The organism is Bacillus sp. XB1 (assembly GCF_053557995.1).
Map to the genome: position 1 here is coordinate 1382422 of NZ_JBNRIL010000001.1, position 18230 is coordinate 1400651.

13 protein-coding genes, 1 riboswitch and 1 other annotated feature are annotated in these 18230 nt (G+C 35.1%); of the genes, 4 read left to right on the forward strand and 9 right to left on the reverse strand.

Translation table 11 applies throughout. The features are described from left to right. Positions 1-45: 45 nt before the first annotated feature. Positions 46-269 (reverse strand) — a binding site (T-box leader). A 122-nt stretch (positions 270-391) separates the two neighbouring features. Next, positions 392-1099 carry a 23S rRNA pseudouridine(2604) synthase RluF gene (gene rluF / locus ACK1U5_RS06945; RefSeq protein WP_001222170.1) on the reverse strand — a complete coding sequence of 236 codons (708 nt, stop codon included), beginning with the start codon at positions 1097-1099 and terminating at the stop codon, positions 392-394. A gap of 186 nt (positions 1100-1285) precedes the next feature. Then, complete coding sequence (locus ACK1U5_RS06950) at positions 1286-1906, reverse strand: YdbC family protein (protein WP_030025572.1); 621 nt, start codon at positions 1904-1906, stop codon at positions 1286-1288. 389 nt (positions 1907-2295) lie between these two features. Here ACK1U5_RS06950 and ACK1U5_RS06955 point away from each other — a divergent pair, with 389 nt between their 5' ends. The 3 genes from ACK1U5_RS06955 to ACK1U5_RS06965 all read left to right on the forward strand — a co-directional run bounded on the left by ACK1U5_RS06955 (position 2296) and on the right by ACK1U5_RS06965 (position 6099). After that, positions 2296-2871 (forward strand): hypothetical protein, encoded by a 576-nt coding sequence (locus ACK1U5_RS06955; protein WP_044584437.1) that lies wholly within the window; start codon positions 2296-2298, stop codon positions 2869-2871. Between the two features lie 208 nt (positions 2872-3079). After that, positions 3080-3200: riboswitch (glycine riboswitch) on the forward strand. Between the two features lie 106 nt (positions 3201-3306). Next, on the forward strand, positions 3307-4674 hold the full coding sequence (locus ACK1U5_RS06960; RefSeq protein WP_069605114.1) for an alanine/glycine:cation symporter family protein: 1368 nt from the start codon (positions 3307-3309) through the stop codon (positions 4672-4674). A gap of 231 nt (positions 4675-4905) precedes the next feature. Then, positions 4906-6099, forward strand: a complete 1194-nt coding sequence (locus ACK1U5_RS06965; protein ID WP_000790937.1) for a S8 family peptidase — start codon at positions 4906-4908, stop codon at positions 6097-6099. Positions 6100-6190: 91 nt separating this feature from the next. Here ACK1U5_RS06965 and ACK1U5_RS06970 read toward each other — a convergent pair whose 3' ends face one another. Together ACK1U5_RS06970 and ACK1U5_RS06975 are read right to left on the reverse strand one after the other, a co-directional pair. Further along, positions 6191-6715: a DinB family protein gene (locus ACK1U5_RS06970; RefSeq protein ID WP_000656261.1), complete on the reverse strand. Its 525-nt coding sequence runs from the start codon at positions 6713-6715 to the stop codon at positions 6191-6193. A 17-nt stretch (positions 6716-6732) separates the two neighbouring features. After that, the gene (locus ACK1U5_RS06975) at positions 6733-7497 is read right to left on the reverse strand and encodes a DUF3891 family protein (RefSeq protein ID WP_000577281.1); all 765 of its coding nucleotides are present in this window, start codon (positions 7495-7497) and stop codon (positions 6733-6735) included. A gap of 204 nt (positions 7498-7701) precedes the next feature. On the opposite strand from ACK1U5_RS06975, the gene ACK1U5_RS06980 reads away from it, so the two are divergent. Further along, on the forward strand, positions 7702-7974 hold the full coding sequence (locus ACK1U5_RS06980) for an HU family DNA-binding protein (RefSeq protein ID WP_001043905.1): 273 nt from the start codon (positions 7702-7704) through the stop codon (positions 7972-7974). 40 nt (positions 7975-8014) lie between these two features. Here the strand turns inward: ACK1U5_RS06980 and ACK1U5_RS06985 are convergent, their stop codons facing one another. The 5 genes from ACK1U5_RS06985 to ACK1U5_RS07005 are packed head-to-tail and all read right to left on the reverse strand — an operon-like array spanning position 8015 to position 18198. After that, positions 8015-8557 carry a hypothetical protein gene (locus ACK1U5_RS06985; protein WP_000959126.1) on the reverse strand — a complete coding sequence of 181 codons (543 nt, stop codon included), beginning with the start codon at positions 8555-8557 and terminating at the stop codon, positions 8015-8017. A gap of 25 nt (positions 8558-8582) precedes the next feature. After that, positions 8583-9332 carry a 4'-phosphopantetheinyl transferase Sfp gene (gene sfp / locus ACK1U5_RS06990; RefSeq protein WP_000572999.1) on the reverse strand — a complete coding sequence of 250 codons (750 nt, stop codon included), beginning with the start codon at positions 9330-9332 and terminating at the stop codon, positions 8583-8585. A 57-nt stretch (positions 9333-9389) separates the two neighbouring features. Continuing rightward, the gene (locus ACK1U5_RS06995; protein WP_044584434.1) at positions 9390-10820 is read right to left on the reverse strand and encodes an MDR family MFS transporter; all 1431 of its coding nucleotides are present in this window, start codon (positions 10818-10820) and stop codon (positions 9390-9392) included. Further along, the gene (locus ACK1U5_RS07000; RefSeq protein ID WP_061655393.1) at positions 10820-11044 is read right to left on the reverse strand and encodes an MbtH family protein; all 225 of its coding nucleotides are present in this window, start codon (positions 11042-11044) and stop codon (positions 10820-10822) included. Before ACK1U5_RS07000 ends, ACK1U5_RS06995 begins: the two co-directional genes overlap by 1 nt. Further along, positions 11041-18198, reverse strand: coding sequence for an amino acid adenylation domain-containing protein (locus ACK1U5_RS07005; RefSeq protein ID WP_069605113.1), 7158 nt, complete (start codon positions 18196-18198; stop codon positions 11041-11043). The genes ACK1U5_RS07000 and ACK1U5_RS07005 overlap by 4 nt, the downstream gene beginning before the upstream one ends. Positions 18199-18230: the final 32 nt, after the last annotated feature.

The window sequence follows — 18230 nt, forward strand, 5'->3', positions numbered from 1 at the left end:
CGCTTATTATGAAATTGAATGCAAAAAAGCATATTCATCCCTAAATATAGGGACGAATATGCTTATATCCGTGGTTCCACCCAGATTCCCATCACAAAAAACATAATGGCTTCTTTTGCGATAACGTCGCATACACGGCACTAGATACTTCATTTCCCTAGTGCAGCTCTAAGGTGGTAAGTTATTTTTCTGCGTTAGGAAGTTCTCAGCTTTCCTTCCTTCTCTGTATAACCGGGTAAAATAACTCGTGTCCTTTTCTTTGCTTTTTGTAAAACATCCATTTATTGTTATTTAATATATCTTATTCATTTTATTTTTGCAAGTGTTTAAAAAAATTATTTATTTAATTTAAAAAAGTGAAACCAATTTTTTTTGGTTTCACTTCACAATTTTACCAATCTTGTGGTTCGTAATTTAAGTCTGCAAATAGACGTCTTTTCTCCTTCTTCGTTAAATCTCTCCACTGCCCAACTGGTAAATTATTCAATTCAATATTCATAATTCTCGTACGTTTTAACGTGTATACTTGATAACCTAAAGCTTCACACATACGGCGAATTTGGCGATTTAGCCCTTGTGTTAAAATAATTTGGAACTCATATTTTGATAACTGTGTAATCTCACAAGGAAGCGTTTTTGTTCCTAAAATTTTAACACCCGCTGCCATTTTCTCTAAGAAATCAGGTGTAATTGGCTTATCTACTGAAACGATATATTCTTTCTCATGTTTGTTTTCAGCACGTAAAATCTCATTAACAATATCGCCATCATTCGTTAACAAAATTAAACCGTCAGAGTCTTTATCAAGACGTCCAATGTGGCTAATTCGTAAAGGATGATTCACTAAATCAATAATATTACCTTTTACTGATTTTTCACTCGTACATGTAATACCTACTGGTTTATTTAAAGCGATATATACGTGATCTCGAGCAATTCGAAGCTGCTCTCCATTTACTCGTACATCATCACCTGGGTTCACTTGGTCACCAATTTTTGCAACCTTACCGTTAATAATTACTCTTCTCTCATTAATTAGTTTATCCGCTCCACGTCGAGACGCTTTTCCAGCTTCACTAATAAATTTATTGATACGCAAATTAGGCACATCCTTTTCTAAAAAAAATTTCAAGCTCACACTGCTTCTACCGTACAATACAAAAGGGTAAGCCTCCTATTATAACTTAAATATATTAACATGAAAGGGTGTATAACGTCTTCTATTAATTACTTGTTTATAAGAAAATCTCTTTATTATACATTCATTTATGCACTTTTTCAGCGTTTAATATACAAGCCATTCTTCCTTACATACAGCTTGTTTTCCTTTTATCTCTTCTATCTCTTCATGAATATTAGCTAATTTATATAAACCTGTGAAAATCTCTTCCACATAATGTTGGTGCGTCTTTTCATCTTTCCAATACGTTAACACTATGTAACGATTTTTATTTTTTAAAGACTTCCCAACTACTCCACCTAACATTCCTTTTGCTTTTTCCATTCCTTTATTCCAAATTGTTTCTTGCTTCTGTAAAAAATGATTTTCCTTTTCCATCTTTACATCACATATAGCAACTCTTACGAATGATCCTTCTGTAACAACGTCTTTCAAATGCGTATCAGTTATATCATACAACGTTTGAAATAATTCAATTTCACATGAAAGAAACGTATCCTCTTGATTACTATTTAAATAAATTGTATCGTGAGCACCATTCATAAATGATTGATATGTACTTCTATCTTCCCATAAAGTAAATACACATGCCTCATCTTCATACCATCCACCAAATTGTCCATGAAAACCATCTAGGTGCCGTATATCACGCCATTTTCCTTGCGCATTTGAAAACAATTCCTTTTTCTCTTCTTCCACCTTACAGTAGATTGTTTTTAGTAGCATTTTTAATTCCCCCTTTAGCATATAATTTATCTTCTTCTCACAATAATTAGTTCACATAATATTTTTATAATCACCCTAATACTCTTTATAGACATATAGAACTAATCATATTTATCACTACATCTATCAAAACATCTATCGAATTTAATTTCAAATGATTCAGAATAAAAAAGATGTAACTCTTAATGAATTACATCTTTTTTTATTCTATTCATTTTCACTAAAAACCCTCTTTTCTCGCATACAACTTTCATCATTTTACTAACTTTAATTATTTATGTATAAAAAAGAAATAATTAAAATTATTTCTAACCTATTTTCTCTACTTTAAACAACATTATTGTTATATATTATAATTATAAGTTTTTAAATTTTGGAGGCGTTACATATTGCGGAAATTACTTTTTACTAAATGGACAGTTGTTATTTCTATTTTCATCATTTTCGGTACGATTTTCTATGTTACTAATGTTAAAAATAACCACGAAAAAGCAACTGTAGAAACAGCGGAGACAAAAACTTTCAAAACTAAATTACAACCTAAAATTAATGAATTGACTACTCATTATAATGACATCATCGAAAAAGATTGGTTACCTGCCTGGGAAGAGATTAACACGAATGGAGATTCAGTAGATCGAAATAAACTATTAGTTACAATGAGTGCTGTTTCCAAGCAGTACGAAACAATTATGAACGAAATAGACACGCTTAAAATTGAAGAAAACATAACAGATATAGATATACAAAAACAACTACTTCAGTTCACAACTCAGTTTAAATCCGCATCAAATTTCATGAAAAATGCAGCAAATTTAATTATAGACGGAGCAAATAACTCTACTCCAACCGATGAAACTATTGAAAAAACAAAACAAGCTTTAGGACTTGCGGATCAACATATTGTCATCGCTTTATCTACTTTAAATGAAGTTGAAGATAAATTAGGACTTACAAAAAAATAAAACTATTTACTATTTTAAAATAAAAAATGATTGCAATTCACAATTTGTATGTCTATAATGTTTTTATTGATTTACAATCAATGTGTTTATAAATTTTATAATTCGGATGAACCATTCAGGAGAAGGTCTATTGATCTACCGACGGGGCAAAAAGTTGTTATACCAGCTTTGAAACTCTCAGGTCTTGGTTACAAGTAGAACTGCATGGGGACGAATCTCTGGAGAGACTCCCTCTCGCTTTCATAGAGCGCGGAGGAAAACGAGCACCGAAGGAGCAAATCCGCTACTACAGCGGATAATCTCTCAGGTAAAAGGACAGAGACAAGCGAAAGAAAAAGCCGATTGTATCGGTTTATTTTTCTATCCCTTGTTTCTCCAGAGACCATTTCATTTACTTGAAGTGGTTTTTATTTTTTCTAAAAAAGGAGAATAAAGATGGAGACAGTAAGTAAAGTATTAGAACAACTGAATCAATACGTGTGGGGATTACCAACTTTGTTGCTACTCGTTGGAACAGGTATCATTCTCACAGTGCGTTTAAAAGGTTTACAGTTTAGTAAACTATTATACGCTCACAAACTAGCATTTAAAAAATCAGAAGATACCTCTTCTTCTGGAGATATTAGTCACTTCCAAGCACTTATGACAGCTATGGCCGCAACGATTGGTATGGGAAATATAGCCGGTGTTGCAACAGCTGTTACAATTGGTGGTCCTGGTGCAATATTTTGGATGTGGATTACCGCTTTATTCGGTATGGCAACAAAGTATGCCGAGGCAATACTTGCAGTGAAATACCGTGTTAGTAATGAAAATGGTGAATATTCAGGTGGACCAATGTATTATTTAGAGCATGGTTTAGGTAAGAAATGGCTGGCAGTATTATTCGCTATATTCGGCACAACTGCTTCTTTCGGTATTGGTAATATGGTGCAATCTAACTCAGTTGCAGAGGCAATGCGAATTAATTTCTCTTTCCCTCCTGCTTTAACTGGTATAGTAATGTCATTTTTAATCGCAATTGTTATTTTAGGCGGTGTAAAAAAAATTGGGAAAGTGACGGGATATGTCGTTCCTATTAAAGCTTTCTTTTATATAATTGCTGGTCTTATAATTATTTTCTATCACTACGAACAAATTCCAGAAGCTTTTTCACTTATTTTTTCTGGTGCATTTAATGGTACAGCAGCTGCTGGTGGTTTTATTGGGGCAACAGTTGCATCAGCTATTCAAATCGGAATGGCGCGTGGTGTATTTGCGAACGAAGCTGGTTTAGGGAGTGCCCCTATTGCCGCGGCGGCGGCAAAAACTGATTCGCCTGCAAAGCAAGCTTTAGTTTCAATGACTGGTACTTTTCTAGATACGTTTATTGTATGTACAATTACAGGACTAGTATTAATTACTACAGGTGCTTGGAGATCTGGTAAAACTGGCGTTGAAGCTACAACACTTGCATTCCAATCTGTATTTGGTACTGCTGGTAGTATGATTCTCGGTATCGCAATTATTTTATTTGCCTACTCTACTATTTTAGGCTGGTCGTATTATGGGGAAAAATGTGTAGCTTATTTATTCGGAGAAAGTGCAGTTAAATATTATAAAGCAATCTTTATTGTTATGATTGCAATTGGTGCTAATTTAAAGCTAGGAATCGTATGGACATTTGCTGATATTGCAAATGGACTTATGGCAATTCCAAACTTGATTGGTCTAATTGGATTAAGTAGTATTGTTGTTGCTGAAACGAATCGCTTTTTACAAGCAGAGAAATTGAAAGAAAATAATAAAAACCAGGCAAGTTAATCTATGAAAAAGGAATGACTCATACATGATGAGCGTTCCTTTTTTCATCCCCTCTTTTACTTAATTACTATTATTAAAAATATATTTATATCAATATTTACTCCTTTTTATTCCTCCAAAAGTTTTTCACATAAATGTCATAAATCGTATGGTCTAACTATATAGTTGAAAAGGAATGTGACATTAAAGTGTCACTGAAAAACTCATCCAAGAAAAGGGAGGAAAAATCTTTTGAAAAACAAAATCATCGTTTTCCTATCTGTTTTGTCATTTATTATTGGTGGTTTCTTCTTTAACACGAATACTTCAAGCGCTGAAACATCATCTACTGATTACGTTCCTAACCAATTAATCGTTAAGTTCAAACAAAATGCATCTTTAAGTAATGTGCAATCTTTTCATAAATCTGTCGGAGCTAATGTCTTATCTAAAGATGATAAGTTAGGTTTTGAAGTCGTACAATTTTCAAAAGGTACTGTAAAAGAAAAAATAAAGAGCTATAAAAATAATCCAGATGTGGAATATGCAGAACCGAATTATTACGTTCACGCCTTTTGGACTCCAAACGACCCATATTTTAATAATCAATACGGGTTACAAAAGATTCAAGCTCCACAAGCTTGGGATAGCCAACGAAGTGATCCTGGTGTAAAAGTAGCTATTATTGATACAGGAGTTCAAGGCTCACACCCTGATCTGGCTTCGAAAGTAATTTACGGGCATGATTATGTTGATAACGACAATACATCTGATGATGGTAATGGTCATGGTACACATTGCGCTGGAATTACTGGAGCACTTACGAATAACAGCGTCGGAATTGCTGGTGTTGCCCCACAGACTTCAATTTATGCTGTCCGCGTATTAGATAATCAAGGAAGTGGTACTCTTGATGCTGTAGCGCAAGGTATTCGAGAAGCTGCTGATTCGGGTGCAAAAGTAATTAGTTTAAGTTTAGGAGCTCCAAATGGTGGTACTGCATTACAACAAGCCGTTCAATATGCATGGAATAAAGGCTCTGTTATAGTTGCAGCTGCTGGAAATGCTGGAAATACAAAAGCTAATTACCCTGCTTATTACAGCGAAGTAATTGCAGTTGCTTCTACAGATCAATCAGATAGAAAATCTTCATTCTCTACTTATGGTAGCTGGGTAGATGTTGCAGCACCAGGTTCAAATATATATTCAACATATAAAGGAAGCACGTATCAATCATTAAGTGGTACATCTATGGCAACACCTCATGTTGCAGGAGTCGCAGCTCTTTTAGCAAATCAAGGATATAGCAATACACAAATCCGCCAAATTATTGAGTCTACTACTGATAAAATTAGTGGTACAGGTACGTACTGGAAAAACGGTAGAGTCAATGCATATAAGGCTGTACAATACGCTAAGCAATTACAAGAAAATAAAGCTTCTTAAGAAAACTTTAATCAGTCGATCTACCATGAATGCAGAATAAAATAGAAGGAGAGACTTCTATAATTAAAGCCTCTCCTTCTTACAAACTATATTACTCTCTCTGCTTTTTAACCATATGTAAATACAGTACAAAATCCATCATTGTCGATGAATGACCAAGTTGACGGATCATCGCTGTTATATTTCCTCTATGATATGTACCATGATTTACAACATGTTGCACTAATTCTAAAATCGAAGTTTCTAATTTCCCTACGTATGGATTCTCAATAACAAATACAGCATTCACATCTTGTATTGTAATTAAAAACTCTTTATATTGATTTGCCATGTTTTCAAACATTTTTTCTAATTCATGTAACGATTTAGTTTCAATTTGTTTTCGTAAATCTTCTCGGTCTTGTATTGCTTCATTCATACTTTTACCATGCAATATATGTAACCACACTTGATCTGTAATATAAATATGCACAAAAGTATCCTTAATGGATGGGAATACACTCTGTATCTGCTCATTAAAAATTTTCTCATAGTTTGGTAACTCTTTTAATCGATTGAATAATCTAGTATTAGCCCAAGCATGGTAATCACACTGTTTTAATATATAATCTTTCAATTTATATTACCTCCTTATTATATGAAACGAATGGCTTGTTTCTTCATTTCTGATTCTCTATCAGCCTTTGCAATCCCTTTTTCTTTCATTTCATGCTTATTTATCGTTTTATATTTTACATACGTATAAAATTCCGTTTGAAATGGAAATGGTGTAATCCGAATTGTTTCCTCGTCCACCCATTCAGCTTGAATAAGTTTCTCCTCTTTACTATTAAACATTTCTGTTCCTTCAAAACCATCTTTAAATAAATCAATTTCATCTTTCTTTTTGACACCAGGCTTATTCATACATACGTATAAAGAAAGTTCATCACAAAACTTTAATAATCTATAATGCTTATCGAACATCGCAAACTGTTCCTTTGTTAACGTTTTCAAAATTCTTTTTTGTCGTTCTAATTCATGTTTATAAAATGACATCATCTCTTCATCTTCCTCGTTTAGTGGAAATGATAAAAAATGTTTACTACAAAGCAATGCCCCGTATGGATTAGAATTTTCAATTTCATTCAATCCAATCGTATAAAAAACAAAACGTAATGGGCTTGGACAATCCATAAATGTATATGGAATATTTTTAGCATCATTCAAAATTGGTACTTTATCAAGCTCTATCCATCCTCTGTCATGCTCATATATTGCATCAACTGTTTCTTTTAAATATGTTTTATCTTCAAAAAAGTCTTCTTTTATATGCTTTGCAATCTCTCCAGCTAAAAAACCATGATCATGTTGACGAATTAAAATACTTTCCTTCTCATTTTTTTCACGAAAAATCATTCGTATACTCCCCCTCATCCTCATATTAAAGCTTTTTATATGCATCGATTCTTAATTAATCCCTAAATAATAGAAGGGATTCAGTCTCTTGCAACGAAATTAACATAATTATATAGTATTCTTTCTAATCATAGTGATAGCTTTATCTTTACTATCTATTATACTAAAACATTCATTCCAAAAATTTTTTTATGAGGTGAAAACATGAACAAAACAGAATTAATTAAAAACGTAGCTCAATCAGCTGATATTTCTCAAAAGGACGCTTCTGCAGCTGTACAATCCGTATTTGACACAATTGCTAATGCATTACAATCTGGAGATAAAGTTCAACTAATCGGGTTTGGAACTTTTGAAGTACGCGAAAGATCTGCTCGTACAGGACGTAATCCGCAAACTGGCGAAGAAATTCAAATCGCCGCTGGTAAAGTTCCTGCATTTAAAGCAGGTAAAGAATTAAAAGAAGCTGTTAAATAAAAACAAGAAACCAGCCATTTTATAGGCTGGTTTCTTGTTTTTATTTAAGCAATTGCTTTATATTCTCTGCATGATACACTTCACAAATATAAAATACACATTTGCAGTTACTTACAATTTGATACTTTCTAGTTGGATACACATTCGCTGTAACAGAACATCCATCAAACAATTCAATAATATTTCCAGATGGCTGATATCCTTCATATAATACGTTTCTTCTTACTTCCATCTTTTCTATAAGCTTTTCAACAGGAATATTTCCACTCTCTAATTCACTCTTTATTGCGTCCGGTAAAAACGAAGTGTCTGCAAAAATTAGATTTTCAGATAACACCTTTCCTTTATAACTAACATTAGATACACGGTAAAGAAATGTTCCATCTTTATCAAAGAAATTCTTTGCTTCTTTCGGAATGTACTGTCTACCAAGTGCCTCTTGTTCAAGAACATCAAACTGAACTGTATCATTTAAAAGCTTTTCTAAAGCATGAATGGATGATGTATCTCCAGAAAATAAAATATTTTTAATTGCTTGTACATTATAAGTGAATTCATTCTTTCTATTTTCCGCTACTAACATGAGGAACACCTCTTCTGTAATTTTTTTATTTAAGATTTAAAAGTGCTGCCGCGTCTAATTGCGTAATTTCAGTCACTTCCTTACTGAATATTGCAACAGAAGCCCTATAATCTAAACTAGGCCTTACATCTTCCATCATTGTATTACTTGCTAACTCTTGTCTATCCTTAAAAACCAACAAGTTTGGAGGATCATTTGGAGCTGATACTGTAATATGTACTGGTGGAATCATTAGTCCTTCACCTGTCGCTTTCAGCACCGCTTCTTTTCGAGTCCAATATGTTAAAAAACCTTCTATTTTCTGTTCATTTGGCAGTTTCATAACTTGCGCTATTTCAATGTCTGTTAATACACCTTCTGCCATTTTCATAACATCTATACTTGGATTCATTTGTTCTACATCTATGCCAACAGGTGCAGATTTTGTAAATGCAACGACAACCCACTCACCTGAATGCGAAACGGATAATTGCGGCATACCTTCTGGTAATTGTGGTCTTCCATGCTGCAATTTACATACTGAGCACATTCGATCAATTGGTACTTGGACTGGTGACATAGAAAGTATCTTGCCGAGAACTAATCTACTTATTACGCAACCTATTATAAAACGAGCTCGATCTGCCGAATGATGATACGAATTTGCTTTCTCTCGCTCTATATCATTTAGTAAATTGTAATGCCATGATTGTAAATCCGAAATTCTTGCCCACCATATTTGACAATCATTCTCATTCAAAGTTGGAATAGAATCTACAACTTTACTTTCTATCATGTAAACTCTCCTTTATTCAACGAATATCAATTTTCATAAAAAAGCATACGTATATTGTTATTCATTGACAAGTACTTTCTCTTTTTCTGATACAGATAATGTTTTTTCTTTCTTCTTTGACATTACCTCTTTATCGGAAATACGTAAAGAAAATAGTAGTGCTATGAGCAAAAATATTGCTGACCCAATTAATGCTGCTTGATATGGTAAAAAATCGGATTGAACGTTATTACCTCCAAAACCAGCTAGTATACTAGCTAAAACCGCTACTCCTATTGCTGAACCTAGTCGATTTTGCACATTGAATATAGTAGTCGCTCTCCCCATAGAAGGCGGCGTGATATTGTTAAAGGCAGAAAATTGAACCGCACCGACAGATTGACCTAAGAAAATACCGATACCAAACAATAATGCCCGGATTTGCCACGGATTCGTATCGTGATTTACAAAACTCAATAAAACAAATATAACCGCCGTACATATTAATCCAATAGAAATTACCTTTCGAGCTCCTAATTTCTTATATGACCATGGTACAATTTGTGAAGAAATCATTAATCCAATCGCCTCTGGAAATGTCGTAAGTCCTGATTCCAGTGCAGAAACTCCTATCACATTTTGATACATAAGAGGAAAAACAAATAACATTCCTAATAAACCAGCTGATGAAAATAATGATATAATGCTCATCTTTCTAAAGACTGGTTCTTTTAATAAGCGTAAATCTAACATCGGTTGCTTTACTTTCAGTTCTACAATTATAAACAATGTAATGAATACAACCCCAGCTATCCCAGTACTCATAATTTCTGGAGAAATCCACCCTTTTGATGGTCCCTGGCTGAGTGCATATATGAGCATCGCAAATCCTGGTGCTGATAAAATAAAGCCGAGCGAATCAAAGCGACCAGCTGATTTTTCAACATGTTCTGCTAAAAATAGAAGTCCAAATAGCAATGCAACGATTCCAAACGGTAGATTAATATAAAATGCCCAACGCCAAGACATTTGATCTACAAAGAAACCACCGATGATAGGACCAATTGCTGGTGCTACAGCAATTGGAAGTATAATGAACCGGGAAATCTTCGGTCTTTCCTCTGGTGAAAATGTTCGAAATAACATCGCCATTCCGACCGGTGTTAAAAGCCCTCCGCCAGCACCTTGAATAATACGGAAAATATTCAATGAAGTAATATCGTTAGCCATTCCGCATAAAGCAGATGCAATTGTAAATACGAAAAGAGCAATTAAAAATACTCTTTTCGTACCAAAACGATCTCCTAACCAACCAGAAATCGGGAGGAAAACAGCTAAACTAACTAAATATCCAACATTCACCGTCCCCATTGCAGATGGAGGTACTTGTAGTTCTCTACTTATCGTTTGCAGTGCTACATTTACAATCGTTGCGTCCATCGCAGCCATAAACATCGCAGTTATATAAACGATACTTACAACTACTTTTGGATTTAGTTTTTCTTCCATTATCGTTTTCCTACTAATGTTTTTTCGCGAACTTGATTACCTTGTGGATTCAAATCTTTCCAGTTATATTCAACATATTCTAAGCAGCTCTGCCTACTAGCTTCTTCATATACGACATTCCAGCCAATAGGTACATCGAGAAAAGCAGGCCAGAGAGAATACTGGCCCTCCTCATTTATTAATACTTTATATGTGTAATTATCATTGTCAAATGGATTCGTCATACTCTACTTACCCCTTTCTTATTCTGCAAATATTTCGCTAATACTTGTCCAATTTCCGTAAGTGGACCTGGCTGACATAGATCTTTATGTCTACAATCAATATCGTGCTGCACAATTTGCCCATCTAAATAATTTAGCCACGTATTTGGAGAAATAGGATCAAACCAGTCTGGTATAACAGTAGATCTAAAGAATAAGATATCTCCGTTATAAACTTTCGGTACATATTTCCCTAACAACCCTACTGAATTTACATATGTTTCTTTCAAGTTCAATATAGTCTCTTCTTCAAGACTTGCTAATGCACTTCCATCTTTACGAAGGATTTCAACTGCACTTTCCATTGTAAGTGGTTTACCATCCATGTTATCTGGGTCATATCCGCCTAAAGCAAGTAATGCGATTAACGCTTCCTCTTCAGTAGGCGCTTCCGTATTCGGTAAGAAGTGTCCAGGATAAGAATCAAGCATAACGAGTAATTCTACTTCTTCCCCTTCATTTTGTAATTGCGCTGCCATTGCATGCACAACATTTCCTCCAAGCGACCAACCTAATAAACGATATGGTCCATAAGGCTGTACTTCACGAACATGTTTCAAGTAATCCGCCGCCATCTCCTCTAAACTTTTTGGAAGTTCTTCATTTTTAGCAATACCACGTGCTTGTACACCATAGATTGGATAATCTTTTCCTAAAGATTTCATAAGTCCTGCATAGCACCAACTTAATCCACCTGCTGGATGTACACAAAATAGTGGTAATTGATCCCCGCTTGCTCGTAATGGAAGCAACACATCAAGTGCACTTTGACCATTCCCCATCTCAAGTCTTTCAGCTAACCCTGCAACAGTCGGTGCTGCAAATAAAGTGCCAATGTTTAGTTCCACTCCAAGCGCCTCTTTCATGCGGCTCATAAGCTGCACTGCAAGGAGTGAATGGCCACCAAGATCAAAGAATCCGTCATCAATTCCAATTTGAGGTACACTTAGCACTTCTGTAAACAAGTCACATAACATTTCTTCTTGCGGTGTTCTTGGACCACGACTAGAAGATGATGCGATAAATTCTGGAGCTGGCAATGCCTTTCTATCTAATTTACCGTTTGGAGTTAAAGGTAACTCATTTACTACTACAAAAGCGTATGGAACCATATAATCTGGTAAACTACCACTAGCAAACTGACGCATTTCATTCGTATCAATCGCTTCATTATTTGATGCAACGATATAAGAAACTAACCGTTTATCCCCTGGTTGATCTTCCCGTACAATAACGGCTACTTGCTCAACTTTAGGGTGCTTCATTATGACTGCTTCTATTTCTCCTAATTCAATTCGGAACCCACGAATTTTTATTTGATGATCTGCACGTCCTATATAATCTAGCGTCCCATCTTTACGCCAGCGAGCTAAGTCTCCTGTACGATACATTCTTGTACCTGGCTTTCCAAATGGATCTGCGATAAAGCGTTCAGCCGTTAATCCTGCTCTTCCTAAATATCCACGCGCAAGCCCTGCACCTGCAACATACATTTCTCCAACTACTCCAGGTGGCACTGGTTGTAAATAGTTGTCTAACACATACACTTTAAGGTCAGGTATACTGCACCCAATTAAACTATTTGCTCGTAAAGAGACTATAGTTTCATCTAATTCAATATAACTAACATGTACTGTCGTCTCCGTAATACCGTACATATTAATAAGCTTTGGTGCGTTATGAGGATGTCGACTATACCAATCTTCTAAGCGACTTAGCTCAAGTGCTTCTCCTCCAAAAACAACATATCGTAAAGATAATTTTTGGCCAATCTCTTCATTTTCACGATCTGCTTGCATCAATTGATAGAACGCTGATGGAGTTTGATTTAAAACCGTAACCTTTTCTTTAACAAGAAGCTGTAAAAATTCTTTCGGTGAGCGACTTACAGTATGTGGCACTACAACTAAACGCCCTCCGTATAATAAAGGTCCCCAAATTTCCCAAACAGAGAAATCAAAAGCGTATGAATGGAACATCGTCCAAACATCGTTTCCGTCAAACTGGAACCAATGATCAGTTGCTCCTAAAAGTCTTACTACATTTTGATGAGGTATCATAACGCCTTTCGGTCTACCCGTTGACCCTGACGTATAAATAACGTAAGCAATATGTGATGGAGATAATGGCTTAATTCGTTCCACTTCATCAATATTGTCTTCACTATATTTCTCAACTTCTGCTATTACTTTTACATTATCAATTAAAACTTTTAGTGCCTCATTACATTCAATTTCCACTTCTGAATTCATTAAAACACATGATGGTTTCGCATCGTGTAGCATAAATGAAATACGGTCTGCTGGGTAATCTGGATCTAACGGAAGGTATCCAGCACCAGCTTTAAGAACAGCTAATAAGCTTACAACCATGTTTAATGATCTTGGCATCGCTAAAGCAACGAGTTGATCAGGACCAATCCCTTTTGCTATTAGGAATCGAGCTATTTTATTTGCTTTTCTATTTAACTCTTCATAAGTTAATTTCTTATCTTCAAAGACAACAGCAATAGAATTTGGATTTATATGAGCCTGCTTTTCAAATAATTGTGGCAATGTCATTTCTGGTGCAATTTGAAAACCACCATTCCACTTTTCTAACACTGTATTTTTCTCTGCTACAGTTAATATTTCTAATCTGCCAATTGATTGATCCGGATTTGTAACTGCATCATCTAATAACAAAATGAATCGTTCTATTAGTTTTTGAACCGTTTCACGTTTATATAAATCGGTACTAAACTCTAGTAATCCATGTAAACCGTTCGGAGTACCATCAACCCCGTTACTCTCACTAATTTCAAATGTTAAATCAAATTTTGCAGAACCGACGCTTTGAATTTCAAGGCTCGCTTCTAAACCTGGTACATGAAACGTTGCTTCTGGTGTATTTTGAAAAGCTAACATAACTTGAAACAACGGGTGGCTGTTTCGAGTACGTACTGGATTTAACACTTCAACAAGCCTTTCAAATGGAACATCTTGATTTTCATAAGCTGCAAGATTTACCTGCTTCACTCTATTTAATAATTCTTTAAAACTTGGATCTCCTGACGTATTTGTACGTAACACTAATGTATTTACAAATAAACCAACAATATCTGAAAGTACATCATCATTTCTTCCAGCAATCGGACTTCCAATTGGTATATCAGTGCCTGCACCTAATCTTGTAAATAGTGCACTAAGCCCTGCTTGCAATACCATAAACAAACTAACTCCATTTTTACGTGCAAGCTCTACTAACCTACTATGCATACCTTCATCTATATGAAAATGAATTGTTTCCCCGCGGTAACTCGTCTCAATTGGACGCTGGAAATCTGTAGGTAACTCCATTTGGTCTGGTAAACCTTTAAGTTCTTCTTTCCAAAAATCTAATTGTGTTGAAATAAGACTCTCTGGTGTCGTTTCATCACCTAGCAATTGCTGTTGCCAAAGTGCATAATCTGCGTATTGAACTGGAAGTGACTCCAGCTGAACTCTGTCACCTTGACATCGCGCTTTATACGCCGCTGTAAAATCTCTCGTTAACGGCTGTAATGACCAGCCATCACCTACAATATGATGTAATAGAATTAATAATACATGTTCGTTTTCACTCACTGTAAAAAGTTGCAAACGAACTGCCGACTCAAAATCGAGGTTAAAGCTATATCTTACCGCCTCTGAAAGTACACTTTCTAATTCATCTTTACATGTATTAGTTATAACCATTTCTAGATTTAAGTTTTCCATATCTAAAATTTTCTGATAGGAACTACCTAATACGTTAGGGAAAATTGTTCTAAGTGTTTCATGTTTCTCAACTACATCATAAAAAGCACCTTGTAATGCTTCCCGATTCAATATTCCATTCATACGAATGACTAGCGGAATATTATAAGTAGGACTTGGACCTTCTAAACAATTTAAGAACCATAACCTGCGCTGTGCAAATGAAAGTGGAACTTCATTTGGCCTACTTGCTTTCTGAATAGCTGGTCTTGCGCTTTTTGCATGGTTTAATTGTTTCGCCAGTTCGGCAACAGTTGGTGATTCAAATAGTTTCCCAATTCCTAATTCCACACTTAACGTTTCACGAATTCTTGCCATTAAACGAGATGCAAGAAGTGAATGTCCACCCATTTCAAAGAAATTATCATCAATGCTAATTCGAGAAACACCAAGTACTTCTGCAAATAAATCACATAATATTTCTTCTTTCGGATTTCTAGCAACTCTCTCATTGTGCATTCCATTAAAATCAGGAGCAGGTAATTTCTTTCTGTCAACCTTACCATTTGGCGTTAATGGTAGTTCTTCTAGCACAACAAATGCCGATGGTATCATATAATTCGCTAAACTTTCTGAAACATAAGAACGAATTTCTGAAAGATTAATCGGTTCCTTTTCTTCTGCAACGATATACGCAATGATGCGTTTATCATTTGGACGATCTTCTCGTACCATTACTATCGCTTGTTGAATATTTTCATGTCGTTGTAATACCGTTTCAATTTCAGCTAATTCAATTCGGAATCCACGAATTTTAATTTGATGATCTGCGCGACTAATGTACTCTAACGCACCATCACTACGCCATTTCACGAGATCTCCTGTACGGTACATGCGCTTCCCTGATTCTCCATAAGGATTTGCAATAAACCGTTCAGCTGTTAACTCCGGTTTTCCTAAATATCCGCTTGCAAGTCCCTCCCCCGCAATATATAATTCCCCAATAACTCCAGGTGGAACTGGTTGTAACCCTGCATCCAATACATACACTTCTGTATTGCAAATTGGCTTTCCAATAGGAGGTATACCCTTTTCACCTTCATCAATGTTCATGAAAGTAGACCAAATCGTCGTTTCAGTTGGTCCATATAAATTAGTTATTGAGCAACCTAATTCTTTTAATTTATTTGCTAAATGCTCTGGAAGAGCTTCACCACCAACAAGTATATTTAGCCCTTGTAGCTTCTCTGGATAATCAGTTACTAACGCCTGCCAAAGCGTCGGTGTAGCCTGCATAATTGTCACTCTTTCTTCTTGTAAAAGTGTCGTTAATGCTGATGGCTCTTGTATGTCTTCTTTTTGCGCAATTGTTAAACTTGCACCACTAATAAGAGGTAAATAAATTTCTAGAGCAGAAATATCAAACGCAAACGTTGTAACTGCTAATAAATGATCATTTTCATTTAATGAAAACTTTTGTTGCATAGCCATTAAAAAGTTACTTAAACCTCTCATAGGAACAATTACACCTTTTGGGTTTCCTGTTGAGCCTGAAGTATATATTGTATAGGCTGGGTTTAAAAGTGATACATCATTCTTACATGCTATATTCATACGAGAATATGTATGTAACGCTAGTTTCGTTTCTTCTTCATCTAATACAATTTTTTTCATATCATTTTCTATAACTAACTTAGATGAAACAGATGAATGTGTTATGATACAAACTGGTTTTGCATCATTTACTATATAATTAATTCTTTCTGCTGGGTATTCTGGATCTATTGGTAAATACGCTGCACCAGCCTTTAAGACTGCTAGCATACTAACTACCATTTCTATTGATCTAGGGAATACTAAAGCTACAAACTGGTTTGGTCGTATTCCTTCTTCTACTAAATAATGTGCTAGTTCATTCGCTCGTTCATTTAGCTCTTTATACGTAAGGTTTACACCGTCACAAGTAATGGCTAGTTTATTGGGATTTTTTTGCACTTGTTTTTCAAATGATATAGGCAGACTGATTAACTCATCGTCTTCCTTCGTTTCATTCCATTCCAATAAAACTTTATGATTTTCTTCAGGCAGAGTAATGTTTATTTTTCCAATCGACTCGTTTTTCTCATAATTATTTACTACTAATTCAAATAGATTCATAAATCTTTCTTTATGCAATGCTAGCTCCTCGCCATTATATACTTCAGGATTTGCATCAAAATGAATCATTAGCTCATTTTGATCAAAACGTTTATATACATTTATTGATAAATCATCGACAGGTCCTGCTGATAAATTATGCGTAATACCACGATTTCCAGCAAAATTTAGCCCGTAATCAAAAGGCATAACATTCACTAACGGTCCAAACAACCTTTGATTTTCACCTAGTAACTTTAAGTCTCTTCTTAATTCCTCATGACGGTATTTATAATGGCGACGTACATCTCGGATTTCTTTAGAAACTTGTTGCAATAATTCCGCAAGAGTTATATTTGGAGTTACTGTAATACGAAGTGGCACTAAATTCATTACCATACTTGGTGTATGAATAGATACCGAACCTAGACGTCCCATCATCGGTAAACCTAAAACAATATCATTTTCACCTGTTAATTTATGCATATAAATACTTGTTATAGCGACAATGAATTCCGGCCAACTTGTTAACGAAATATTGATATCTTCTAGTAAAGTTTTCGTGCTAGAACTAGATAAATAAGCTGTTTCTCGTGAAAATCCATTTGATGTTCTCGGTGCTCGTTCTGCCAAACTTACAACTTCTGGTTCATCTGCATACTTTTCTAACCAAAAAATACGATCTTCCTGAAATTGTTTAGACTCACGATACTCAATATCTTCTTGCACGACTTTTGCAAGAGAACCAAATGGTTTTTCATTCTTGTTTATTTCTTCTATAAGTGATGTATACTCATTCGCTACTTTTTGGCTAAGAAGTGAAAATCCATAGCCATCCATCACAATGTGATGGATGCGCTGATACCAAAAGAAACGATTATTTTCAACTTGAATAAGTGCTTCAGTAAATAAAGTATCTTTTTTCAAATCGACTGGCATAGATAAATCATTTTTCATCCATACTTTAGCAGCTTCTTCAGGGTTTTCTTCTTTCCGAACGTCAATAAAATGCATATGAAACTGTGATTCTTCAATAACTTGCCATGGGCCAATTTCATCCTCTTCGAAGCGAACGTGAAGTGCTTCTGCTTCCATTACAACTTTACGTACAGCTAATTCAAAAATGTCTTGATGAATATTCCCGTTTATTTCTACATATTCCCCAGTATTATATATCGGATTAAGCGGATCTAATTGTTGCGCAAACCACATACCAGACTGCGCAGATGATAACGAATGACGAATCTTTTGACTGTTAGGCATTCTTTACTACCCCTTTATTATGTAGTCTATTT

What these genes read in the sequence shown, in the direction of transcription:
- ACK1U5_RS06950 (WP_030025572.1), bottom strand. Translation starts at nt 1,906, where the DNA reads ATGCTACTAAAAACAATCTACTGTAAGGTGGAAGAAGAGAAAAAGGAA.
- ACK1U5_RS06960 (WP_069605114.1), top strand. Translation starts at nt 3,307, where the DNA reads ATGGAGACAGTAAGTAAAGTATTAGAACAACTGAATCAATACGTGTGG.
- ACK1U5_RS06975 (WP_000577281.1), bottom strand. Translation starts at nt 7,497, where the DNA reads ATGATTTTTCGTGAAAAAAATGAGAAGGAAAGTATTTTAATTCGTCAA.
- ACK1U5_RS06980 (WP_001043905.1), top strand. Translation starts at nt 7,702, where the DNA reads ATGAACAAAACAGAATTAATTAAAAACGTAGCTCAATCAGCTGATATT.
- ACK1U5_RS06985 (WP_000959126.1), bottom strand. Translation starts at nt 8,557, where the DNA reads ATGTTAGTAGCGGAAAATAGAAAGAATGAATTCACTTATAATGTACAA.
- sfp (WP_000572999.1), bottom strand. Translation starts at nt 9,332, where the DNA reads ATGATAGAAAGTAAAGTTGTAGATTCTATTCCAACTTTGAATGAGAAT.
- ACK1U5_RS06995 (WP_044584434.1), bottom strand. Translation starts at nt 10,820, where the DNA reads ATGGAAGAAAAACTAAATCCAAAAGTAGTTGTAAGTATCGTTTATATA.
- ACK1U5_RS07000 (WP_061655393.1), bottom strand. Translation starts at nt 11,044, where the DNA reads ATGACGAATCCATTTGACAATGATAATTACACATATAAAGTATTAATA.
- ACK1U5_RS07005 (WP_069605113.1), bottom strand. Translation starts at nt 18,198, where the DNA reads ATGCCTAACAGTCAAAAGATTCGTCATTCGTTATCATCTGCGCAGTCT.